This window comes from Streptomyces sp. NPDC043812, from assembly GCF_056436245.1.
In genome coordinates, this window is record NZ_JBWKCY010000008.1 from 48,417 (window position 1) to 65,918 (window position 17,502).

The window sequence follows — 17,502 nt, forward strand, 5'->3', positions numbered from 1 at the left end:
GGACGACCTCCAGCCCGTGCGCCTGCGCAAGAGCGATGGTCTCCTGGGCGGAGAGGGGAAACATGCGGCGACCGGTGGGAACCGGGCCGTGCCGCAGCGAGAGAATCACGTGCCCTCCCTCGTTGAGCAGGCTGACCAGGGTGGCCATGGCCGACGACCGCTGCCGCTCGTCCAGGTGCATCCAGACGGCGGTCAAAAGGATCAGGTCGAACGACGCCGGCTGCCGGCCAGGCCCGCCAGATCGGGCAGCGCGTCATCGACCCACTCGAGCTCCTGGGCCGCGTGGATGCGCTCGCCCAGCAGGCGGAGTTCGGCGGTCGGCTCGGCGGCGACGACCCGGTGTCCCAGTGCAGCCAGAGCCGCTGCGTCGCGCCCGCTGCCTGCTCCGATGTCCAGGACCGTGCTGGGCACCGGGGGGAACAGGTGCAGCACCTCCCGATGCACTTCGCCGAAGGTCACGCTCTCGTACTGCTCGGCCAGCGCTTCTGCGGCCTCGCCGTATCCGGCTGTGCTGGCCATGGAGAGCAACTGCTCCCTGTGTATGTCACTGTTCACGACGGGGGACCCTATGCCCCTGCGAGGGCCACGACGAAGGTCACCGGTCTGCGCGTCGCCACCCGCGCCGAGCGCATGAGTCCTCTCTTCACCGACACAGGCGCGAGGGCCGATGCCGACCTGAGCGTCGACAGCCACGACACCCTCGCAGGGCTCCCCGGCGCGGCTCACGTGTGGGCGGCAGGTGATCTCTGTGCGCCACCTTCGACGCGTCGCTTCCGGATCACTCCCGTCTCTTCGATACTGGAAGCCCTTGCCATGGCAGCCATGGGGGCCGAAGCGTTCCTGACACCCAGTCGGGCAACTCGGCATCGACTCGGCGTCAGACCCGCCGGAGACCGCCGTCGACCGCCAAGGGGCACGGCCCCATACATACCCGTTGACCAGGTGGAACCCTGCTCGAAGACCTGGTCGGCACGCTTCCCAGGAGGAACCCGTTGAGGATGCTCATCAACGTGCCGGAGACCGTCGTTGCGGACGCCCTGCGGGGAATGGCCCTCGCGCATCCGGAGCTCGCCGTCGATGTGGACAACCGTGTGATCGTCCGGCGCGACGCGCCCGTCGCAGGCAAAGTGGCGCTGGTGTCCGGCGGCGGTTCGGGGCACGAGCCGCTGCACGGCGGGTTCGTCGGGCCCGGGATGCTGGCGGGCGCATGCCCGGGCGAGGTGTTCACGAGTCCCGTTCCGGACCAGATGGTGCGGGCCGCCGCCGCGGTGGACAGTGGCGAGGGCGTCCTGTTCGTCGTGAAGAACTACACCGGGGACGTACTCAACTTCCAGATGGCCGCCGAGCTCGCCGAGGACGAGGGCGTACAGCTGGCCACCGTGCTCGTGAACGACGACGTCGCGGTGACGGACAGCCTCTACACCGCCGGCCGTCGCGGCACCGGAGCGACCCTGTTCGTCGAGAAGCTCGCGGGTGCCGCTGCCGAGGAGGGGGCGCCGCTGGAGCGGGTCGAGGCGATCGGCCGGCAGGTCAACGAGTCCTCGCGCAGTTTCGGGGTCGCGCTGAGTGCCTCCAGCACTCCGGCCAAGGGCGGTCCGACCTTCGATCTGCCGCCGGGTGAGCTGGAGTTGGGGATCGGCATCCATGGTGAGCCGGGACGCGAGCGGCGGCCGATGATGACCTCCGGCGAGATCGCGGACTTCGCCGTCGGCGCCGTCCTCGACGATCTGCGGCCCACCCGACCGGTCATCGCGCTCGTCAACGGCATGGGCGCCACGCCCCTGCTCGAGCTGTACGGGTTCAACGCGGAGGTGCAGCGGGTGCTCGCGGAGCGCAAGATCCCCGTGGCCCGCACGCTCGTCGGCAACTACGTGACGTCGCTCGACATGGCGGGCTGCTCGGTGACGCTGTGCCAGGTCGACGAGGAGCTGCTGCGGCTGTGGGACGCGCCGGTGCAGACGCCCGCCCTGCGGTGGGGGCGCTGAGCGCCTGCGCGGTGCCCGTATCCCGAACCGACCACTCCCGAGGAGTTCCTGTGCTCGACGCCGCATTCTTCCGCCGCTGGCTCTCCGCCGCCGCGGCCGCCGTGGACCGTGAGGCCGACCGGCTGACCGACCTCGACTCGGCGATCGGTGACGCCGACCACGGCAGCAATCTGCGGCGCGGCTTCTCGGCCGTCGTCGTGGCCCTGGACAAGGAGCCGCCGGCCACGCCCGGGGCCGTACTCGTCCTGGCGGGGCGGCAGTTGATCTCGACGGTGGGCGGGGCGTCCGGGCCTTTGTACGGGACGCTGCTGCGGCGTACGGGAAAGGCGCTCGGAGACGAACCCGAGGTGAGCGCAGGGCAGCTGGCCGAGGCGCTGCGTGCCGGGGTCGCGGCCGTGGCACAACTCGGCGGGGCTGCGGCGGGCGACAAGACGATGCTGGACGCCCTCGAGCCGGCGGTCGCCGCCCTCGGCGACCGCACGACCTCGTTCGCAGATGCCCGTGCCGCCGCCGAGGAAGGCGCACTGGCGACGGTCCCGATGCTCGCCCGCAAGGGAAGGGCGAGCTACCTCGGCGAACGCAGCATCGGCCACCAGGATCCTGGGGCGACATCATCGGCGCTGCTGATCGCCGCGCTCGCCGATACGGCGGGGGCATCGGAGTGAACGGCGAGGCACAGGTCGGCATCGTGCTCGTCTCGCACAGCCGGGAGGTGGCGCATTCCGTTGCCGAGCTCGCGAAAGGGCTGGCGGGCGGTGGCCGGCTCGCTCCGGTCGCGGCGGCGGGCGGCACACCCGACGGCGGTCTCGGCACCAGCTCCGAACTGATCACCGCGGCGGCGGAGCAGGTCGACCGGGGCGCGGGCGTGGCCGTGCTCGTCGATCTGGGCAGCGCCGTGCTGACAGTGAAGGCGCTGCTCGCGGAGGGCGACGAACTGCCCGATGCCACCGAGCTGGTGGACGCCCCGTTCGTGGAGGGCGCGGTGGCGGCCGTGGTCACCGCGTCGGCCGGAGGGGATCTCGCGGCGGTGCGCGCCGCCGCCTCGGAGGCGTACGGCTACCGCAAACAGTGAGGCACGGGGGTGGGAGGTGGACGTCCAGGGGCGTGTGGCGCAGTGCCCGGAGGGCCCCGGCGAGGCACGGTTTCCTGCCCGCCTGTCGCGCAGAACAGGGTGCAGAGGGAGCGCCTACGTCCAGGCGGGTGCGTATCGCCACCACCCCCCGACCGGCCGCGCGGGGCACCACGTGTGCGGCGTCACGGTCTGTCTGACGTCCCCCTCACCGCCGTTCCCGCGGTGCGGCCCTTCGGCCCCCTTGAAGTGGCGGCGCCCCGGGGGCGCTCCTAGCGTCGTTGCCGTAGAGGTGCACCTTCGCCTGACGTGGAACTCGTCCGCGCCTGCTCCTCGGGAACCGGAGACCTGACCATGCGCGCGATACGGATCGCCTTCCTCTCCCTCGCCGCCGCGGCCGCCCTGGTGCCTGTCGCTCCTGCCGCTCTGGCTGCCGACGACGGCGAGGTCGCCCCCTTCGCCTTCAGCGTCTCGCCCGCCACGGTCGAACCCGGCGGAACGGTCACGCTCACGGCGTCCGAGTGCGAGGTTCCGGCCGTGGCCGTCTCCTCCGGAGCGTTCGACACCGTCACCCTTGCCGAGGGCAGCCCGGGCAAGGCGCAGATCGACGAGGGTGCCGAACCGGAAACCGAGTACGACGTCACCTTCGACTGCAACGGCGAGCAGGGCCACGCTCCCCTCACCGTCTCCACCGGCGGCCCGGGCGGCGGAGGCCACGACCCCGGTATCTCCAAGCCCGACCCCTCGGACCCGGCCGCGCACAAGCCCGGTACGTCCGAGCCGGGCGGCGGAGGCCACGACCCCAGTACCTCCGGGCCCGACCCCTCGGACCCGGCCGCGCACAAGCCCGGTACGTCCGAGCCGGGCGGCGGAGGCCATGACCCCAGTACCTCCGGGCCCGACCCCTCGGACCCGGCCGCGCACAAGCCCGGTACGTCCGAGCCGGGCGGCCGGGACCCGGGCGGGTCCAAGCCCGCGCCGCACAAGCCCGACGGCGGCGTGAAGGCCGGGGCCGGTGGCAGCTTCTCTGACCTCGGGCCGGCGCAGCTCGCCACCGGGTCCGTCCTGATCGCGGGCGCGGTCGGTGCGAGTGCGCTGCTGTTGCGGCGCCGCCGCCCCGGCGACAGCGTCTGACCCGGGGTCGGCACACCCTGTCGGGAGGAGGCACCCGCATGCCCCCGGAGTCGCGGCGCGGCGCCTGGTTCACCGTGCTGTGCGTGCTGCTGCTCGGCGTCTTCCTCGTCCGCAACGGAGTCGGGGAGCCGGCCGGCGGGCCGCCGCAGCCCGGCCGCGTCGCCGGTTCCGCGCGGTACGGGCCCGCCGCGAAACCGCCCACCGCATCGACTCCGCTGCCGCGTGCGGTGCCGCGGCGCATCGTCGTTGAGTCGGTGGGCATCGACGCCCCACTGGTCGCGGTCGGCCTGGACGCGAACGGCTGGGTGGCGGCCCCGTACGCACGCCACGCCAACCTTGCCGGCTGGTACTCCGGCGCGGTCGCACCCGGCGAACGCGGAACCGCGGTCGTCGTCGGGCATGTCGACACCGACGCCGGCCCGGCCGTGTTCTATCCGCTCGGCTCCCTCCCGCGCGGTGCACGGGTGGAGGTGGCGCGCGCGGACGGCCGTACGGCGGTGTTCTCGGTGTACGCGGTCGAGGTGTTCCCGCAGAAGGCGTTCCCGGCGGCGCGGGTCTACGCGGACGGCGCGAACGCCGAGCTGAGGCTCCTCACGTGCGGCGGGGAGTACTCCGAAAGCGGCGGGTACGAAGGCAATGTGGTCGTGTTCGCACGGCTGGTCGACGTGCGCTGACGGACGGGGATCCCGGGCCGGTGTTCAGCCCGCCGGGCCGAACGCCGGTCGGAGCGTGCCTGGCAGACTGGGGCGCATGTCAGCTCCCCGCCGGCTGTGCCCGGAGTGCCGCCGTGAGATCGCCGTCGTCGCGGGCCGATTCGCGCGCCACGACCCGGCCGCTTCCCGTACGGGCGCGGAGTTGGTGTCCTGCCCGGGCTCGCGGCGGCTCGCCCAGCGCGATCCGGCGCTGCAGCCGTCGCTGGACGGCAGCGTGGTGCCGGAGTTTCCGGGGCAGTTGCCGCTGTTCTGACCAAGTGCACGGGGTCCGTGGCTGGTGGACGGCTGTGCGCGGACGCGGTGCGATCCGGGCAAGGCGGATCATGTCGCCCGGTGCAAGGACCGTCGTCGCGCCGGGCTTCGTACCGGGGACATCTGCCGTCCCCGGGACCGGACTTGGGCGAGCCGGGGAACGGGCGGCGCGCTGCCCGGTACGGCAGCCGCGCCGCCCGGAGGTCTCAGCAGCGGGGGATGCCGGGCGCCGGGTCCTGGCCGACGTTGACGTTCCCGCCCCATACCCAGGCGTTCGCGTAGATGTGGCCGATGTCGTAGTCGATCACGGTGCCGCGGTACCAGACGTCGGTGGTGTATCCGCCGGCCGTGACGCGTTGGCCGCGTGTGTAGCACTCGACCCCCGCCTCGGTCTCCCGCGTCGTGGTGCCGAAGAGCCGGCTGCTGGTGGTCGGCGCCTCACGGATGTTGCTGTGCGGCTGCACGGTGGTGGGGGTGCCCGCGGTGCCGGTGGTCGCCGCCTGCGCGGTACCGGCGGTACCGAGCAGGGAGGCGGCCGCACCGAGTGCGAGGGCGGCGGTGGCGAGCCGGGTTCGGTGCATGCGCATGGTGAGCTCCTGGGCTACGGGTACGGGTACGGGCGTGGATCAGCAGTGGGGGACGCCGGATGCCGGGTCCTGCCCGACATTGACGTTGCCGCCCCACGCGTACACCCCGATCCAGCCGTGCGCAGGATCGTTCTGGAAGACGTTGATGTGGTACCAGACGTTGGTCCCGTACCGGCCGATCTTCACGTACTCGCCGTACGTGAAGCAGCGGACCTCCGTCTCGCTCTCGCTCTGCGTCGTGCCCACCAGTCTGCTGTCCGTGGTCGCCCCGGCACGGAGGTTGCTGTGCGCCTGGATGGTGGCGGTGCGCGCGTGGGCAGTGCCGGTCATTGCGACGAGGGAGAGGGCCGTGCCGAGCGCCAGCCCCGCGGTCGCCAGCTTCGCGGTTCTCGTGATCATGACTTTCCCCTTGGCTCCGATGGCTCCTGTACCCGTACGACGGAGGACGCGGCACGCCCGTATGAGTCACTTCCGGCGACACCGCACGGCGACACGCGCCCGAGCAGACAGAACCGGCCCCCACCGGGTAGATTGGTCTACACCACTGAGCGCTTTCAGAGACAGGGATCTTCGTGGAAGTTGTCATCGTTCCGGACTCCGCCGCGGGCGGCGAGCTCATCGCCGAAGCCATGGCCGAACTGCTGCGACGCAAGCCCGACGCCCTGCTCGGCGTCGCCACGGGATCGACCCCGTTGCCGATCTACGAAGCCCTCGCGGCCAAGGTCTCGGCGAAGGAGGTGGACGCCTCCCGGGCACGGATCTGCCAGCTCGACGAGTACGTGGGCCTGCCCGCCGGCCACCCCGAGTCCTACCGCTCGGTCGTGCTGCGCGAGGTCGTCGAACCCCTCGGTCTGAGCGAGGCCGCCTTCATGGGCCCGGACGGCGCGGCCGACGACGTCGCCGCGGCTTGTCTGGCCTACGACCGCGCACTGGCCGAGGCGGGCGGAGTGGACCTCCAGCTGCTCGGCATCGGCACGGACGGGCACATCGGCTTCAACGAGCCTTGCTCGTCCCTCGCCTCCCGGACCCGGATCAAGACCCTCACCGAGCAGACCCGCCGCGACAACGCCCGCTTCTTCGACGGTCTCGACGAGGTGCCCCACCACGTCATCACCCAGGGCATCGGCACCATCCTCGAGGCCCGCCACCTGGTGCTGCTCGCCACCGGCGAGGCGAAGGCGGACGCCGTGGCGCTCGCCGTCGAGGGACCGCTGTCCGCACTGGTACCCGCCTCCGCGCTGCAACTGCACCCGCACGCCACGGTCGTGGTGGACGAGGCGGCCGCCGCCAGCCTGAAGCTCGGCGACTACTTCCGCGCCACGTACGCGGCCAAGCCGGACTGGCAGGGGATCTGAGGCATCTTCCGGCCCGCCGTGCCGCGGCCGGGACGCGGCGCACACGCCTGCCGACTGCCCGGTGTCAGGGGCAGCAGGACCTCCGATCAGCGCCGCCTGCGGCAACGGAAAAGGATCACGGTCAGCACGGCCGTGGCCACGACGAGCGCGGCGGCCACGCGTTTGACGACGGGGAGGCCGGCCAGGTACATGAGATCGATGGGCTCGGCCTCCTCCATGTCGGGGCCGGGCCCCACGTCCGCGCCGGTGGCATGGACGGCGCCCCTGCGGTGGGCGCCCACCGCAGCAGCGGCTCCACCCTGCCCCACGGCGGACTCGGACCCGGCGGACGTCGTGGCGGTGTCCTGTGCGGCCGACGTCCCCGACAGCTTCTGGGCCACGCAGGAGGAGAACCGGCCGATCAGCTTGTCGCCCACCTCTGCCATCACTCCGCGGCCGAACTGCGCCGGACGACCGGTGATCTTCAGATCGGTCGTGACAGTCACCGTCGTATCCTCCCCCTCCTGCACCAGTCCGGCGGTCACGGTGGCGTTCGCCGTGCCCTGGCCGCGTACCTCCTTGCCCCGTGCGGCGAGAACGAGCCGATGCGCGGTCTCGTCCCTCTCCTCGAAGATCACGGTCCCGCGATAGGTGACGGTGATCGGCCCGAGCTTCACCTTCACGGTGCCGGTCACCGTCTCCCCGTCGTACGCCTCGACCGTCGCACCCGGCATGCACGGGGCGATGCGCTCGATGTCCAGCAGCAGCCGCCACGCCTCGTCGACCGGGACGGGCACGGTGAACGTGTGTTCCAGCTCCATGGCTCCTCCTTCCGGCCGGCGCGTCAGACCGGCCTGAGTCCCGGTGGATGGATCATCCCCGCCGTGTCGCCGAGCGGTGCCCCGCTGCCGCCCCAGCGCAGTGCGACGATCTCCGCCGCGATCGAGACGGCCACCTCCTCGGGTGTGCGGGCGCCGAGGTCGAGACCGATGGGCGACCGCAGGCGCGCCAACTCCGCCTCGTCCAGGCCCTTTTCCCGCAGCCTGGCAAGACGGTCGTCGTGCGTGCGGCGACTGCCCATGGCTCCGATGTACGCGGCAGGGGTACGCAGCGCGACCTCCAGCAGCGGGACGTCGAACTTCGGGTCGTGGGTCAGGACGCACACCACGGTCCGCTCATCGACATCCGTGTCCCGCAGATAGCGGTGCGGCCAGTCGACCACCACCTCCACCCCCTCCGGAAAGCGCCGGGGGTCGGCGAAGACGGGCCGGGCGTCGCACACGGTCACCCGGTAGCCGAGGAACGCGCCGATCCGGGCGACGGCAGCCGCGAAGTCGATCGCCCCGAAGACGAGCAGCCGTGGCGGCGGGGCGAACGACTGCAGAAAGACCGTCACCTCGTCCTCGCGGCGTTCGCCGTGCGGCCCGTAGTGGCGCCGCCCGGTCGCCCCTTGTGCCAGTTCACCGCGCGCGTCGTCGGTGACCGCCGCGTCCAGGCCCTCCGTGCCCAGCGTTCCGACGACGACGTCCTGCCGAACGGCGAGCGCGGCGCCGGGGGCGGCCGGACCTTCGACGACGAGTGCGAGGGCGATGGGGCGGTGTGCGGCCACGGCTTGCGCGATGTGCCCGAAGGACGGGTCGACAGCCGCGGACACGGGGCGTACGAGCACGGTGATCTCCCCGCCGCAGGTGAGCCCGACGGCGAAGGCGTCCTCGTCGCTGTAGCCGAACGTCTGCAGCACTGCCTCGCCGCTCGCCATGACGTCCTTGGCGAGCTCGAAGACCGCCCCCTCCACACAGCCGCCGGACACGCTGCCGACGACCTGGTCACCGGGGCCGACGGCCATGGCCGCGCCGGGGCCGCGGGGTGCGCTGCGGCTGACCGCCACGACGGTGGCAAGGCCGAACGTGGCACCGGAGTCGTACCACTCGCGCAGTGCCGGAAGGATGTCACGCACGGGCCGCACCCCTCACCACTGCCGCCAGCCGCTCCAGCGCGGCCAGGCTGTGTCCCTCGACGAAGTCGTCCACGCTGGGCAGGGCCGCCACGATCCCCGCGGCGAGCGGCTCGTAACCGGGGCGTGCCTTACGGGGGTTGGCCCACACGACACGGTGCGCCAGCCGGTGCAGCCGCCTCATCTGGGCGGCGAGCAGTGCCGGGTCGTCGCGTTCCCATCCGTCGGAGAGCACCACGACGACGGCTCCGCGGGCGGTGCCGCGCTGCCCCCAGCGGTCGAGGAACCCCCGCAGGGTCTCGCCGAGCCGGGTGCCGCCACCCGCATCGTGGACGGCCGATGACACGGCGGCCAGCGCTTCGTCCGGGTCGCGGTGCGCCATCTCCCGGGTCACCCGGGTCAGCCGGGTGCCGAGGGTGAACACCTCGGTGGTGGCACGGCTCCCCGCCCCGCGCGTGGCGGCGTGCACGAAGCGCAGCAGGGCGTCCGTGTACGGGTCCATGGAGCCGCTGATGTCCAGCAGCAGGACGACCCGCCGGGGTTTGGCGGCGCGGGCGTGCGACGGCACGCTCGCCGGCTCGCCGCCGTGGCGCAGGAGTTCGCGCACGGTGCGCCGCGGGTCGACGGCGCCGCGCCGGGCCGGGCGCCTTCGTGGGGTGCGGCGGGGTTCGCCGGTGAGGGCGAAGGCCGTGAGCAGCCTGCGCAGTTGCTCGCGCTGCGCGGCGTCGAGCCCGGCGAAGTCCCGGTGGCGCAGTCTCTCGGTGGTGCTCGCCGCGGCGAGCGCCGTGCGTGACGCCTCGTCGGGGTGGTGCGTGTCGTCCGGCCGGCCGGGTGACGAGGCGGGCACGGCGGCCGGGCGCAGGACGAGTCCGGGCGGGAGCCGGGTCCCGCCCGGGCCGGGCGGCGGAGGGCGCGGCGCGAAGTAGGCGGCGAAGACGCGGTCGTAACGCTCCAGGTCGTCGCGTTCCGCGCAGAGCGTGAGCCGCCCGGCCCAGTACACGTCGGAGCGGCGGCCGGGGCCGAGGGCGTCGAGAGCACGGACGAAGGTCCCCAGCCGGTTCTGGTCGGCGCCGACCCCCGCGGCACGCAGGGCCCGCACGAATCCGACGGCAACGGCGACGGGATCGCTCACCGGGTCCGGGGCATGCGTTGGTGCCATGGTGGTCACGCCCCCCTCGTCGCGAGCGCCGCCGACAGGTCGAGGGAGCGGGCCCGTTCGGAGTCCTCGTGGTACTTCAGAACGGATCCGAGGGTGGCGACGGCGAGTTCCGCGTCGAGTGCGGTGGCCCCGAGGGCGTGCAGGGCCTCCGCCCAGTCGATGGTCTCCGCCACGCCGGGAGGTTTGACCAGGTCCTGGGTGCGCAGCAGTTGAACGACTGCGGTGACCTGGGCGGCGAGCCGTTCGGTCACCTGTGGCTGCCTGCTGCGGACGATGGCGAGTTCGCGTGCGAAGCCGGGGTGGTCGAACCAGTGGTAGAGGCAGCGCCTCTTCAGGGCGTCGTGGACGTCGCGGGTGCGGTTGGACGTCAGAACGACGACGGGCGGTTCGTCGGCACGCAGGGTGCCGAGTTCGGGCACGGTGACGGTGTACTCGGACAGCAGTTCCAGCAGGAACGCCTCGAACTCGTCGTCCGCCCGGTCGATCTCGTCGACCAGCAGCACCGCCGGCCGGGTCTCCAGTGCGCGCAGCAGCGGGCGGGCGATGAGGAAGCGCCTGCTGTACAGCTCGTCCTCGAGCTTGTCGGGGTCACTGGTCCCGGCCGCCTCGGCGGCCTTCAGATGCAGCAGCTGTCGTGGGAAGTCCCAGTCGTACAGGGCCTGGGAGGCGTCGATGCCCTCGTAGCACTGGAGGCGGATCAGTGCGGCGCCGGTGACGTCGGCGAGGGCCGCGGCGAGGGCCGTCTTGCCGGTGCCCGCGTCGCCTTCGCAGAAGATCGGGCGGCGCAGCTTCAGCGCCAGGAAGCAGGCGGTGGCGAGACCGTCGTCGACGAGATAGCCGGTCTTCTCCAAGCGGGCCCGCAGGTCGTTCGGCCCTTCGCTCACCCTGTCACCCGTCCCGTCTCCCCGCTGTCCGATGGCGGCTACTCCATGCCGGCGGCCGCCATGACGGCGCGCCGGGTCAGGACCCGGGCGAGATGTTCGCGGTAGGCCCGCGAACCGGAGAGGTCGGACGCCGGATGTGTTCCCTCGGCCGCCGCGTCCGCCGCCCGCGCCACGGTGTCCGCGGTCGCCTCGGCCCCGGCGAGGGCCTCCTCGGTGGCGCTCGCCCGCAGCGGTGTGGCTCCCATGTTCGTCAGGGCGATGCGCGATGCGGCGAGGCGGCCGTCGTCGCGCCGCACCATGGCGGCGACGCCGACGACGGCCCACGCCTGGGCGGCACGGCTGAACTTCTCGTAGTGGAAGCCCCAGTCGTCGCACTTCGGCACCCTGATCTCGACCAGCAGCTCGTCGGGGTGCAGCGCGGTCTCCAGGTAGTCGGTGAAGAAGTCGCGGGCCGCGATCGTGCGTCTGCCTCCCGGTCCGACGACGGTCAGCTCCCCCTCCAGGGCGAGGAGTACGGCGGGCAGGTCACCGGCCGGGTCGGCGTGGGACAGCGAGCCACCGAGGGTGCCCCGGTGGCGTACGGCGGGGTCGGCGACGGTCGCCGTGGCCGAGGCGAGGAGTCCGGCGTGGCGGCGCACCAGCGGGTCGCGCAGGATGTCGTGGTGGGTGGTCATGGCACCGATGACGAGCGCGTCGGCGTCCTCCCTGACACCGCGCAGCCCGTCTATCCGGCCGACGTCGACGAGGAGTTCGGGGAAGGCGAGCCGCAGCCGCAGTACGGGAATCAGGCTCTGGCCGCCGGCCAGCACCTTCGCGTCGTCGCCACCGTCCGCGAGTGCGCGAACCGCCTCTTCGACGGAGTCGGGCCGTGCGTAGTCGAACGCGGCGGGAATCATGCCGCCACCTCCTTCTCGGCCGCCGCGGCTGCCTCCTGGAGCGCCGTCCAGATCCTCTGCGGCGTGCACGGCATGGCGACGTCGGTGACGCCGAGGGGGCGCAGCGCGTCGACGATCGCGTTGACGACGGCTGGGGTCGAGGCGATGGTGCCTGCCTCGCCGACGCCCTTGACGCCGAGCGCGTTGGACGTGGCGGGCGTCTCGGTGCGGTCGGTGACGAAGTCGGGGAGATCGGTCGCGGAGGGTACGAGATAGTCCGCCATGGTGCCGGTGAGCAGATTGCCGTCGGCGTCGTAGACGGCCTCCTCGTAGAGCGCCTGGGCGATGCCCTGGGCGAGGCCGCCGTGGATCTGGCCCTGCACGATCATCGGGTTGACGGCCTTGCCGACGTCGTCGACACAGACGTAGCTGCGGATGCGGGCGCGACCGGTCTCGGTGTCGACCTCGATGGCGCACAGATGGGTCCCGTGCGGGTAGGAGAAGTGACCGGGGTCGATGACGTGTTCGGCGTTGATGGTCGGTTCGAGCCCTGCGGGTAGGTCGTGGAACGAGAAGGTCTCCCAGGCGACCTCCTGGATGGTCTTCGTCGCCTCGGGAGACCCTCTGACGGTGAACTTCCCCTCGGCGAAGTCGAGATCCGACTCGTTGGCCTCCAGCAGATGCGCGGCGACCTTGCGGGCCTTCTCCACGACCTTCAGCGCCGCGTGGTGGACGGCGACGCCGCCGACCACGAGGGAGCGCGAGCCGTAGGTGTCCATGCCCTGCGGAGCGACCTTGGTGTCGCCGTGCACGACCTCGATGTCCTCGAACGGGACACCGAGCACGTCGGCGGCGATCTGGCTCCAGCAGGTGGCGTGGCCCTGGCCGTGCGGGCTGGTCCCGGTGACCACCTCGACCTTGCCGTCGGGCAGCATGCGGATGCTCGCGGCCTCCCAGCCGCCCGCCGCGTACCGCAGGTCCCGCAGGATCCGGCTGGGTGCGAGGCCGCACATCTCGGTGTAGGTGGAGATGCCGATGCCCAGCCTGACCGGGTCGCCCCTGGCGTGGCGGGCGCTCTGCTCGGCGCGCAGGGCGTCGTAGTCGAACAGCGCCATGGCCCGGTCGGTGGCGGCCTCGTAGTTGCCGCTGTCGTAGGTCCGTCCGGCGATGTTGGTGTAGGGGAACTCCTCGTGGCCGATCCAGTTGCGACGGCGCAGCTCCATGGGGTCCGTGCCGAGCTCGGCGGCGAGTTCGTCCATGGTCCGTTCGATGGCGAACGTGGCCTCGGGGCGGCCCGCGCCCCGGTAGGCGTCGGTGGGCGTCCTGGTGGTGAAGACGCCGGTGCAGTTGAACGTGTACGCCTTCATCTTGTAGATGCCGGGGTACATGAACGCGCCGAGGATCGGGATGCCGGGTGAGAGCAGCATCAGATAGGCGCCCATGTCGGCGAGCAGGTCGACCCGCATGCCGAGCAGGGTGCCGTCGGCGGTGGCGGCGATCTCGACGTCCTGGATCTGGCCGCGGCCGTGGTGGGTGGCCTGGTAGCCCTCGGAACGGGACTCGGTCCATTTGACCGGCCGGCCGAGCTTCCGGGCGAGACCGAGGGCGAGTGCCTCCTCGGCGTACACCTGGAGCTTGGAACCGAAGCCGCCTCCGACGTCGGGGGCGATCACTCTCAGCCGGTGTTCGGGGATGCCGGTGGCCATGGCGAGAACGACGCGCGCCACGTGCGGGACCTGGGTGGAGGAGTACAGCGTGTACTCGTGCGAGGCGGTGGGCGGGACGGCGACGACGGCGCGCGGTTCCATCGCGTTGGGGATGAGGCGCTGCTGGGTGTAGCGGCGGGTGACCACGATGTCGGCGCGGGCTTTCTCGGCCTCGTAGTCGCCGCCGGTCAGCGGCCAGAGGTAGCAGCGGTTGGTGCCCTTGTCGGAGTGGACGAGCGGCGCGCCCGGGGCGAGTGCCGCCTCCAGGTCGAGCACGGGTGGCAAGGGGGTGTAGTCGACGTCGATGCCTTCGAGTGCGTCGGCCGCCCGGTAGCGGTCGCGTGCGACGACGACGGCGACCGGGTCTCCGGCGTAGCGGACCTCGCTCGCGGCGACCGCCGGGTGGTCGGGCATCACGATGTCCTCGGTCGCCGGCCATACGCAGGGCATGGGGTTCAGCTCGTCCGCGAGCTCGCGGCCGGTGAACACGGCGACCACCCCGGGCATCTCCTGTGCGCGGGAGACGTCGATGCGGTCGATCGTGGCGTGCGCCATGGGACTGCGGAGCAGCGCCATGTGCAGTTGTCCGGTGGTGGTGATGTTGTCGGTCCAGGTGGTGCGGCCGGTGACCAGGCGCGCGTCCTCCTTGCGGACGCGTGAGCGGCCGACCTCCGGTGCCTTGGGCTGCTGGTTCATACCGGCGCCTCCCGTCCGGCGCCGGCCGGGGCCTGCGAGGTGGCCGGGGCGGTGTCGGCGGCGGGCGCGGGGGCCGCGCGGCGGCGTTCCTCGGCTGCGGCGGCGAGCACGGCGCGGACGATGTTCTGGTAGCCGGTGCACCGGCAGAGGTTGCCCTCGAGCCCTTCACGGATCTCTTCCGGGGTGGGGTCGGGGTTGTCCTTGATCAGGTCCCGTGCGGCCATGATCATGCCGGGGGTGCAGTAGCCGCACTGAAGGGCGTGCTGCTGGTGGAACGCGGTCTGGAGCGGATGCCATTCGCCGTCGCGGGCGAGGCCCTGGATGGTGGTCACCTCGCTCCCGTCCGCCTGGACCGCGAGGACGGTGCAGCTCTTGGCGGTAGCGCCGTCGAGGTCGACCGTGCAGGCCCCGCAGTTGGTGGTGTCGCAGCCTATGGGGGTGCCGGTGAGGCCCAGGCGGTCACGGAGGTAGTGCACGAGGAGGAGTCTGGGCTCCACCTCGTCCTCGTAGAGCGTGCCGTCCACCGTCACCGAGATGCGGGTCATGTGACCTCCCGAGGCAGGGGCAGGCGGATTCTGCCGTTCTGCTCCGATACAGGCAACTTTAGGCGGCCCGATCGGGAGGCGCGAGCCTGGGAGGACGGGCCCGACGGGCGGACGCGACGGAGGGCTTCGCGTCGGATTCCGGACACCGGAGTGCGACGCCCCGGACACGCGACCCCGGCAGGCATGCACCGGCTCCCCCGGTTCGGTTGGGTGTGATGCGGACACACCTGGTCCGGGGCTCGCGCGGCGGCGTCGGGCGTGTGCGGGCGGGGCTTGCGGGGGCACCGCGCCGTCGACCGCCGCGGATATCTCTCGCATTTCGCAGTAATGGGGACACAAGGCGGCGCGCCGGGCGCATTTTCGAACGGCCGGATTCCACCCCTCGCCGCCCGGAACATGTGAAGCGATCGTGAATACCTCTTCATATCCGATCACCGGGACGGCGCTGACCATGACGATTAACCGACTGCTTCTTTCGCGCACGCTTTTCGGCGGATGACCGAAAGGGTCCCTTGACCACCACTTGAGAGACGAACGAGACTCGCAGAGGCACTCATGCATCAGGAGCCACAAGCGCATGCGCATGCAAGTGGCCCTGCGAGACCGATATCGCACGGGGTGTGTGGCGGGGGAAAAAGTGGAGAGCTCTCTTGCGCGTCCGACGCGTGCGGGCATTTCCTTCACCTCCTCTCCTCATCTCTTGGTGCGCGAAGGGAATGGAGGGGGAATGCCGACGCACATGGGCTATCCCGGCGTATACATCGAAGAACTTCCCAGCAGCGTCCGTACCATCGCCTCGGTCACCACGTCCGTGACCGCATTCGTGGGCCACACCCGCCGGGGTCCGCTCAACCAACCGGTGCGCATCACCAGTTTCGCGGAGTTCGAGCGCCGCTTCGGCGGCCTCACCGCCCGGAGCGCTGTCGGCTACGCGGTGCACCAGTTCTTCGGCAACGGCGGCGCTGTGGCCGTCGTCGTACGTGTGGCCAAGGCCGGCACCGGCCAGGAGGCATGCGTCACGCTCGACTCCACGGAGGGGCGCAGTGAGTGCCCCGTGCTCGAGGTGCACGCGAAGGAGCCCGGGGTCTGGGGTTCGGGCCTGCGGGTGGCCGTCGACCACGACACCCCCACCCCGGACAAGACGTTCAACCTGCACGTCCTGGACGCGCGCGGTGACGCACGCGAGACGTTCACCGGCCTGTCGATGCACTCGGGCCACGGCCGCTTCGTCGAGACGGTCGTGAACGCGGGCTCGTCGCTGGTCCGGGTGAAGGCGCTCGACGAGGACCGGCCCGATCCGTCGGGCACGGTGTCCAAGCCGTTCGCCGCCGACCTGCCGAACCTGAACGTCGAACTGAAGGTCAAGATCGGTGACGTGGAGCGGGAGTTCACGCTCTACGAGCCCGACCGCGACGGCCAACCGCCCGTGGATGTCACCGAACTGGCCCTGCTGCTGGAGCGCAAACTGCGCGCCCTGCCCGACGCCCCCGGCAAGCACGCCTACGCCGGGGCCGAGGTCACCCCCTTCGGCCGCCGTCTCCAGGTCGTCGCAGGTTCCGTGGACCCCGACGACGTCGTGCGCTTCGTCGGCGAGTGCGCCAACGATCTGGGCCTGGAAGCCTCGGTGAACCCGCCGGTCTTCGCCCTGGAGGGCGGCAAGGACGGCGACGCGCCCGGACCGCGCGACCTCATCGGCAGCGCGGCGGACAAGACGGGCGTGCAGGCGCTGCGCGACGTCGACGACGTCAACCTGCTGGCACTGCCCGAGCTCGCGGCGTACGAGTCCACCGAGGACATGGTCACCGTGATCTCCGCGGCGGAGCAGCTGTGCCGCGAGCGGCGGATCTTCCTGCTGGTCGACTCGCCCTCCACCTGGGGCAGCGTGGACTCGGCGCGGGCGGGGATCGGTTCGTTCGACTCCGTGCGCAGCGACCACGCGGGCCTGTACTTCCCGCATCTGCAGCTCACGGACCCGCTCACCGGCCGGCTGCGGGCCTTCCCGCCGTCGGGTGCCGTCGCGGGTGTCATCGCCCGCACGGACGGCGAGCGCGGTGTGTGGAAGGCGCCCGCGGGCACCGAGGCACGGCTGGCCGGCGTCCGTTCGCTCACCGTCCGCCTGACCGACCGCGACAACGGTCTGCTGAACCCGCTGGGCGTCAACTGCCTGCGCACCTTCCCCGTCGTGGGCCCGCTGGTGTGGGGCGCCCGGACGCTCCAGGGCGCGGACGCCCTGGAGAGCGAGTGGAAGTACGTGCCGGTGCGCCGTCTCGCGCTCCACGTCGAGGAGAGCCTTTACCGCGGTCTGCAGTGGGTCGTCTTCGAGCCGAACGACGAACAGCTGTGGCAGCAGATCCGGCTGAAGGCGTCGGCCTATCTCAACGATCTGTTCCGTCAGGGCGCGTTCAAGGGCGGCACGCCCCGCGAGGCGTACTTCGTGAAATGCGACAAGGACACCACCACGGATGCCGACATCGACCGCGGTGTGGTGAATGTCGTGATCGGAATCGCACCGGTCAAGCCCGCGGAGTTCGTCATCGTCAAGATTCAGCAGATGGCCGGACAGTTCGACCTCTCATAGTCTCCAGGCCCGAGGAAAAGGAACACGAAGG

General features: G+C 71.8%; 18 protein-coding genes. 8 read left to right on the plus strand and 10 right to left on the minus strand.

Going from position 1 to position 17,502, the window contains the following annotated elements; genetic code table 11:
* Positions 1-201: 201 nt before the first annotated feature.
* A complete protein-coding gene (locus AC067Z_RS14100; protein WP_478789744.1) occupies positions 202-555 on the minus strand; it encodes a class I SAM-dependent methyltransferase in 354 nt (117 codons plus the stop codon).
* 437 nt (positions 556-992) lie between these two features.
* On the opposite strand from AC067Z_RS14100, the gene dhaK reads away from it, so the two are divergent.
* From dhaK to AC067Z_RS14130, 6 genes are all read left to right on the plus strand, one after another.
* On the plus strand, positions 993-1,985 hold the full coding sequence (gene dhaK, locus AC067Z_RS14105; RefSeq protein WP_478789745.1) for a dihydroxyacetone kinase subunit DhaK: 993 nt from the start codon (positions 993-995) through the stop codon (positions 1,983-1,985).
* Positions 1,986-2,035: 50 nt separating this feature from the next.
* Positions 2,036-2,650 carry a dihydroxyacetone kinase subunit DhaL gene (dhaL, locus tag AC067Z_RS14110; protein ID WP_478789746.1) on the plus strand — a complete coding sequence of 205 codons (615 nt, stop codon included), beginning with the start codon at positions 2,036-2,038 and terminating at the stop codon, positions 2,648-2,650.
* Complete coding sequence (dhaM, locus tag AC067Z_RS14115; protein ID WP_478789747.1) at positions 2,647-3,057, plus strand: dihydroxyacetone kinase phosphoryl donor subunit DhaM; 411 nt, start codon at positions 2,647-2,649, stop codon at positions 3,055-3,057. The genes dhaL and dhaM overlap by 4 nt, the downstream gene beginning before the upstream one ends.
* A gap of 306 nt (positions 3,058-3,363) precedes the next feature.
* Positions 3,364-4,188 (plus strand): hypothetical protein, encoded by an 825-nt coding sequence (locus AC067Z_RS14120; protein ID WP_478789748.1) that lies wholly within the window; start codon positions 3,364-3,366, stop codon positions 4,186-4,188.
* 38 nt (positions 4,189-4,226) lie between these two features.
* Positions 4,227-4,862 (plus strand): class F sortase, encoded by a 636-nt coding sequence (locus AC067Z_RS14125; RefSeq protein ID WP_478789749.1) that lies wholly within the window; start codon positions 4,227-4,229, stop codon positions 4,860-4,862.
* Between the two features lie 76 nt (positions 4,863-4,938).
* Entirely contained in the window at positions 4,939-5,154 is a 216-nt protein-coding gene (locus AC067Z_RS14130; RefSeq protein ID WP_478789750.1) for a hypothetical protein, read from the plus strand.
* A gap of 205 nt (positions 5,155-5,359) precedes the next feature.
* Here the strand turns inward: AC067Z_RS14130 and AC067Z_RS14135 are convergent, their stop codons facing one another.
* Positions 5,360-5,740, minus strand: a complete 381-nt coding sequence (locus tag AC067Z_RS14135; protein ID WP_478789751.1) for a hypothetical protein — start codon at positions 5,738-5,740, stop codon at positions 5,360-5,362.
* A gap of 39 nt (positions 5,741-5,779) precedes the next feature.
* A complete protein-coding gene (locus tag AC067Z_RS14140; protein ID WP_478789752.1) occupies positions 5,780-6,139 on the minus strand; it encodes a hypothetical protein in 360 nt (119 codons plus the stop codon).
* A gap of 173 nt (positions 6,140-6,312) precedes the next feature.
* Here AC067Z_RS14140 and AC067Z_RS14145 point away from each other — a divergent pair, with 173 nt between their 5' ends.
* A complete protein-coding gene (locus AC067Z_RS14145) occupies positions 6,313-7,095 on the plus strand; it encodes a glucosamine-6-phosphate deaminase (protein ID WP_478789753.1) in 783 nt (260 codons plus the stop codon).
* Positions 7,096-7,181: 86 nt separating this feature from the next.
* On the opposite strand, the gene AC067Z_RS14150 is transcribed toward AC067Z_RS14145, so the two are convergent.
* The 7 genes from AC067Z_RS14150 to AC067Z_RS14180 are packed head-to-tail and all read right to left on the minus strand — an operon-like array spanning position 7,182 to position 14,893.
* Entirely contained in the window at positions 7,182-7,895 is a 714-nt protein-coding gene (locus tag AC067Z_RS14150; protein ID WP_478789754.1) for an SRPBCC family protein, read from the minus strand.
* Between the two features lie 23 nt (positions 7,896-7,918).
* Entirely contained in the window at positions 7,919-9,031 is a 1,113-nt protein-coding gene (locus tag AC067Z_RS14155) for an XdhC family protein (protein ID WP_478789755.1), read from the minus strand.
* The gene (locus AC067Z_RS14160) at positions 9,024-10,187 is read right to left on the minus strand and encodes a vWA domain-containing protein (RefSeq protein WP_478789756.1); all 1,164 of its coding nucleotides are present in this window, start codon (positions 10,185-10,187) and stop codon (positions 9,024-9,026) included. Before AC067Z_RS14160 ends, AC067Z_RS14155 begins: the two co-directional genes overlap by 8 nt.
* Before the next feature lie 5 nt (positions 10,188-10,192).
* Positions 10,193-11,071 (minus strand): AAA family ATPase, encoded by an 879-nt coding sequence (locus AC067Z_RS14165; protein WP_478789757.1) that lies wholly within the window; start codon positions 11,069-11,071, stop codon positions 10,193-10,195.
* A gap of 38 nt (positions 11,072-11,109) precedes the next feature.
* The gene (locus AC067Z_RS14170) at positions 11,110-11,967 is read right to left on the minus strand and encodes an FAD binding domain-containing protein (protein WP_478789758.1); all 858 of its coding nucleotides are present in this window, start codon (positions 11,965-11,967) and stop codon (positions 11,110-11,112) included.
* Entirely contained in the window at positions 11,964-14,348 is a 2,385-nt protein-coding gene (locus AC067Z_RS14175) for a xanthine dehydrogenase family protein molybdopterin-binding subunit (RefSeq protein ID WP_478789759.1), read from the minus strand. The genes AC067Z_RS14170 and AC067Z_RS14175 overlap by 4 nt, the downstream gene beginning before the upstream one ends.
* Entirely contained in the window at positions 14,345-14,893 is a 549-nt protein-coding gene (locus AC067Z_RS14180; protein WP_478789760.1) for a (2Fe-2S)-binding protein, read from the minus strand. The genes AC067Z_RS14175 and AC067Z_RS14180 overlap by 4 nt, the downstream gene beginning before the upstream one ends.
* Before the next feature lie 727 nt (positions 14,894-15,620).
* On the opposite strand from AC067Z_RS14180, the gene AC067Z_RS14185 reads away from it, so the two are divergent.
* Positions 15,621-17,471 (plus strand): phage tail sheath family protein, encoded by a 1,851-nt coding sequence (locus tag AC067Z_RS14185; protein ID WP_478789761.1) that lies wholly within the window; start codon positions 15,621-15,623, stop codon positions 17,469-17,471.
* The last annotated feature ends 31 nt before the right edge of the window (positions 17,472-17,502 follow it).

Excerpts from the sequence above, each read along its gene's own strand:
- AC067Z_RS14135 (WP_478789751.1), bottom strand. The coding sequence starts at position 5,740 with ATGCGCATGCACCGAACCCGGCTCGCCACCGCCGCCCTCGCACTCGGT.
- AC067Z_RS14175 (WP_478789759.1), bottom strand. The coding sequence starts at position 14,348 with ATGAACCAGCAGCCCAAGGCACCGGAGGTCGGCCGCTCACGCGTCCGC.
- AC067Z_RS14140 (WP_478789752.1), bottom strand. The coding sequence starts at position 6,139 with ATGATCACGAGAACCGCGAAGCTGGCGACCGCGGGGCTGGCGCTCGGC.
- AC067Z_RS14160 (WP_478789756.1), bottom strand. The coding sequence starts at position 10,187 with ATGGCACCAACGCATGCCCCGGACCCGGTGAGCGATCCCGTCGCCGTT.
- AC067Z_RS14150 (WP_478789754.1), bottom strand. The coding sequence starts at position 7,895 with ATGGAGCTGGAACACACGTTCACCGTGCCCGTCCCGGTCGACGAGGCG.
- AC067Z_RS14170 (WP_478789758.1), bottom strand. The coding sequence starts at position 11,967 with ATGATTCCCGCCGCGTTCGACTACGCACGGCCCGACTCCGTCGAAGAG.
- AC067Z_RS14180 (WP_478789760.1), bottom strand. The coding sequence starts at position 14,893 with ATGACCCGCATCTCGGTGACGGTGGACGGCACGCTCTACGAGGACGAG.
- AC067Z_RS14125 (WP_478789749.1), top strand. The coding sequence starts at position 4,227 with ATGCCCCCGGAGTCGCGGCGCGGCGCCTGGTTCACCGTGCTGTGCGTG.
- AC067Z_RS14130 (WP_478789750.1), top strand. The coding sequence starts at position 4,939 with ATGTCAGCTCCCCGCCGGCTGTGCCCGGAGTGCCGCCGTGAGATCGCC.
- AC067Z_RS14185 (WP_478789761.1), top strand. The coding sequence starts at position 15,621 with ATGCCGACGCACATGGGCTATCCCGGCGTATACATCGAAGAACTTCCC.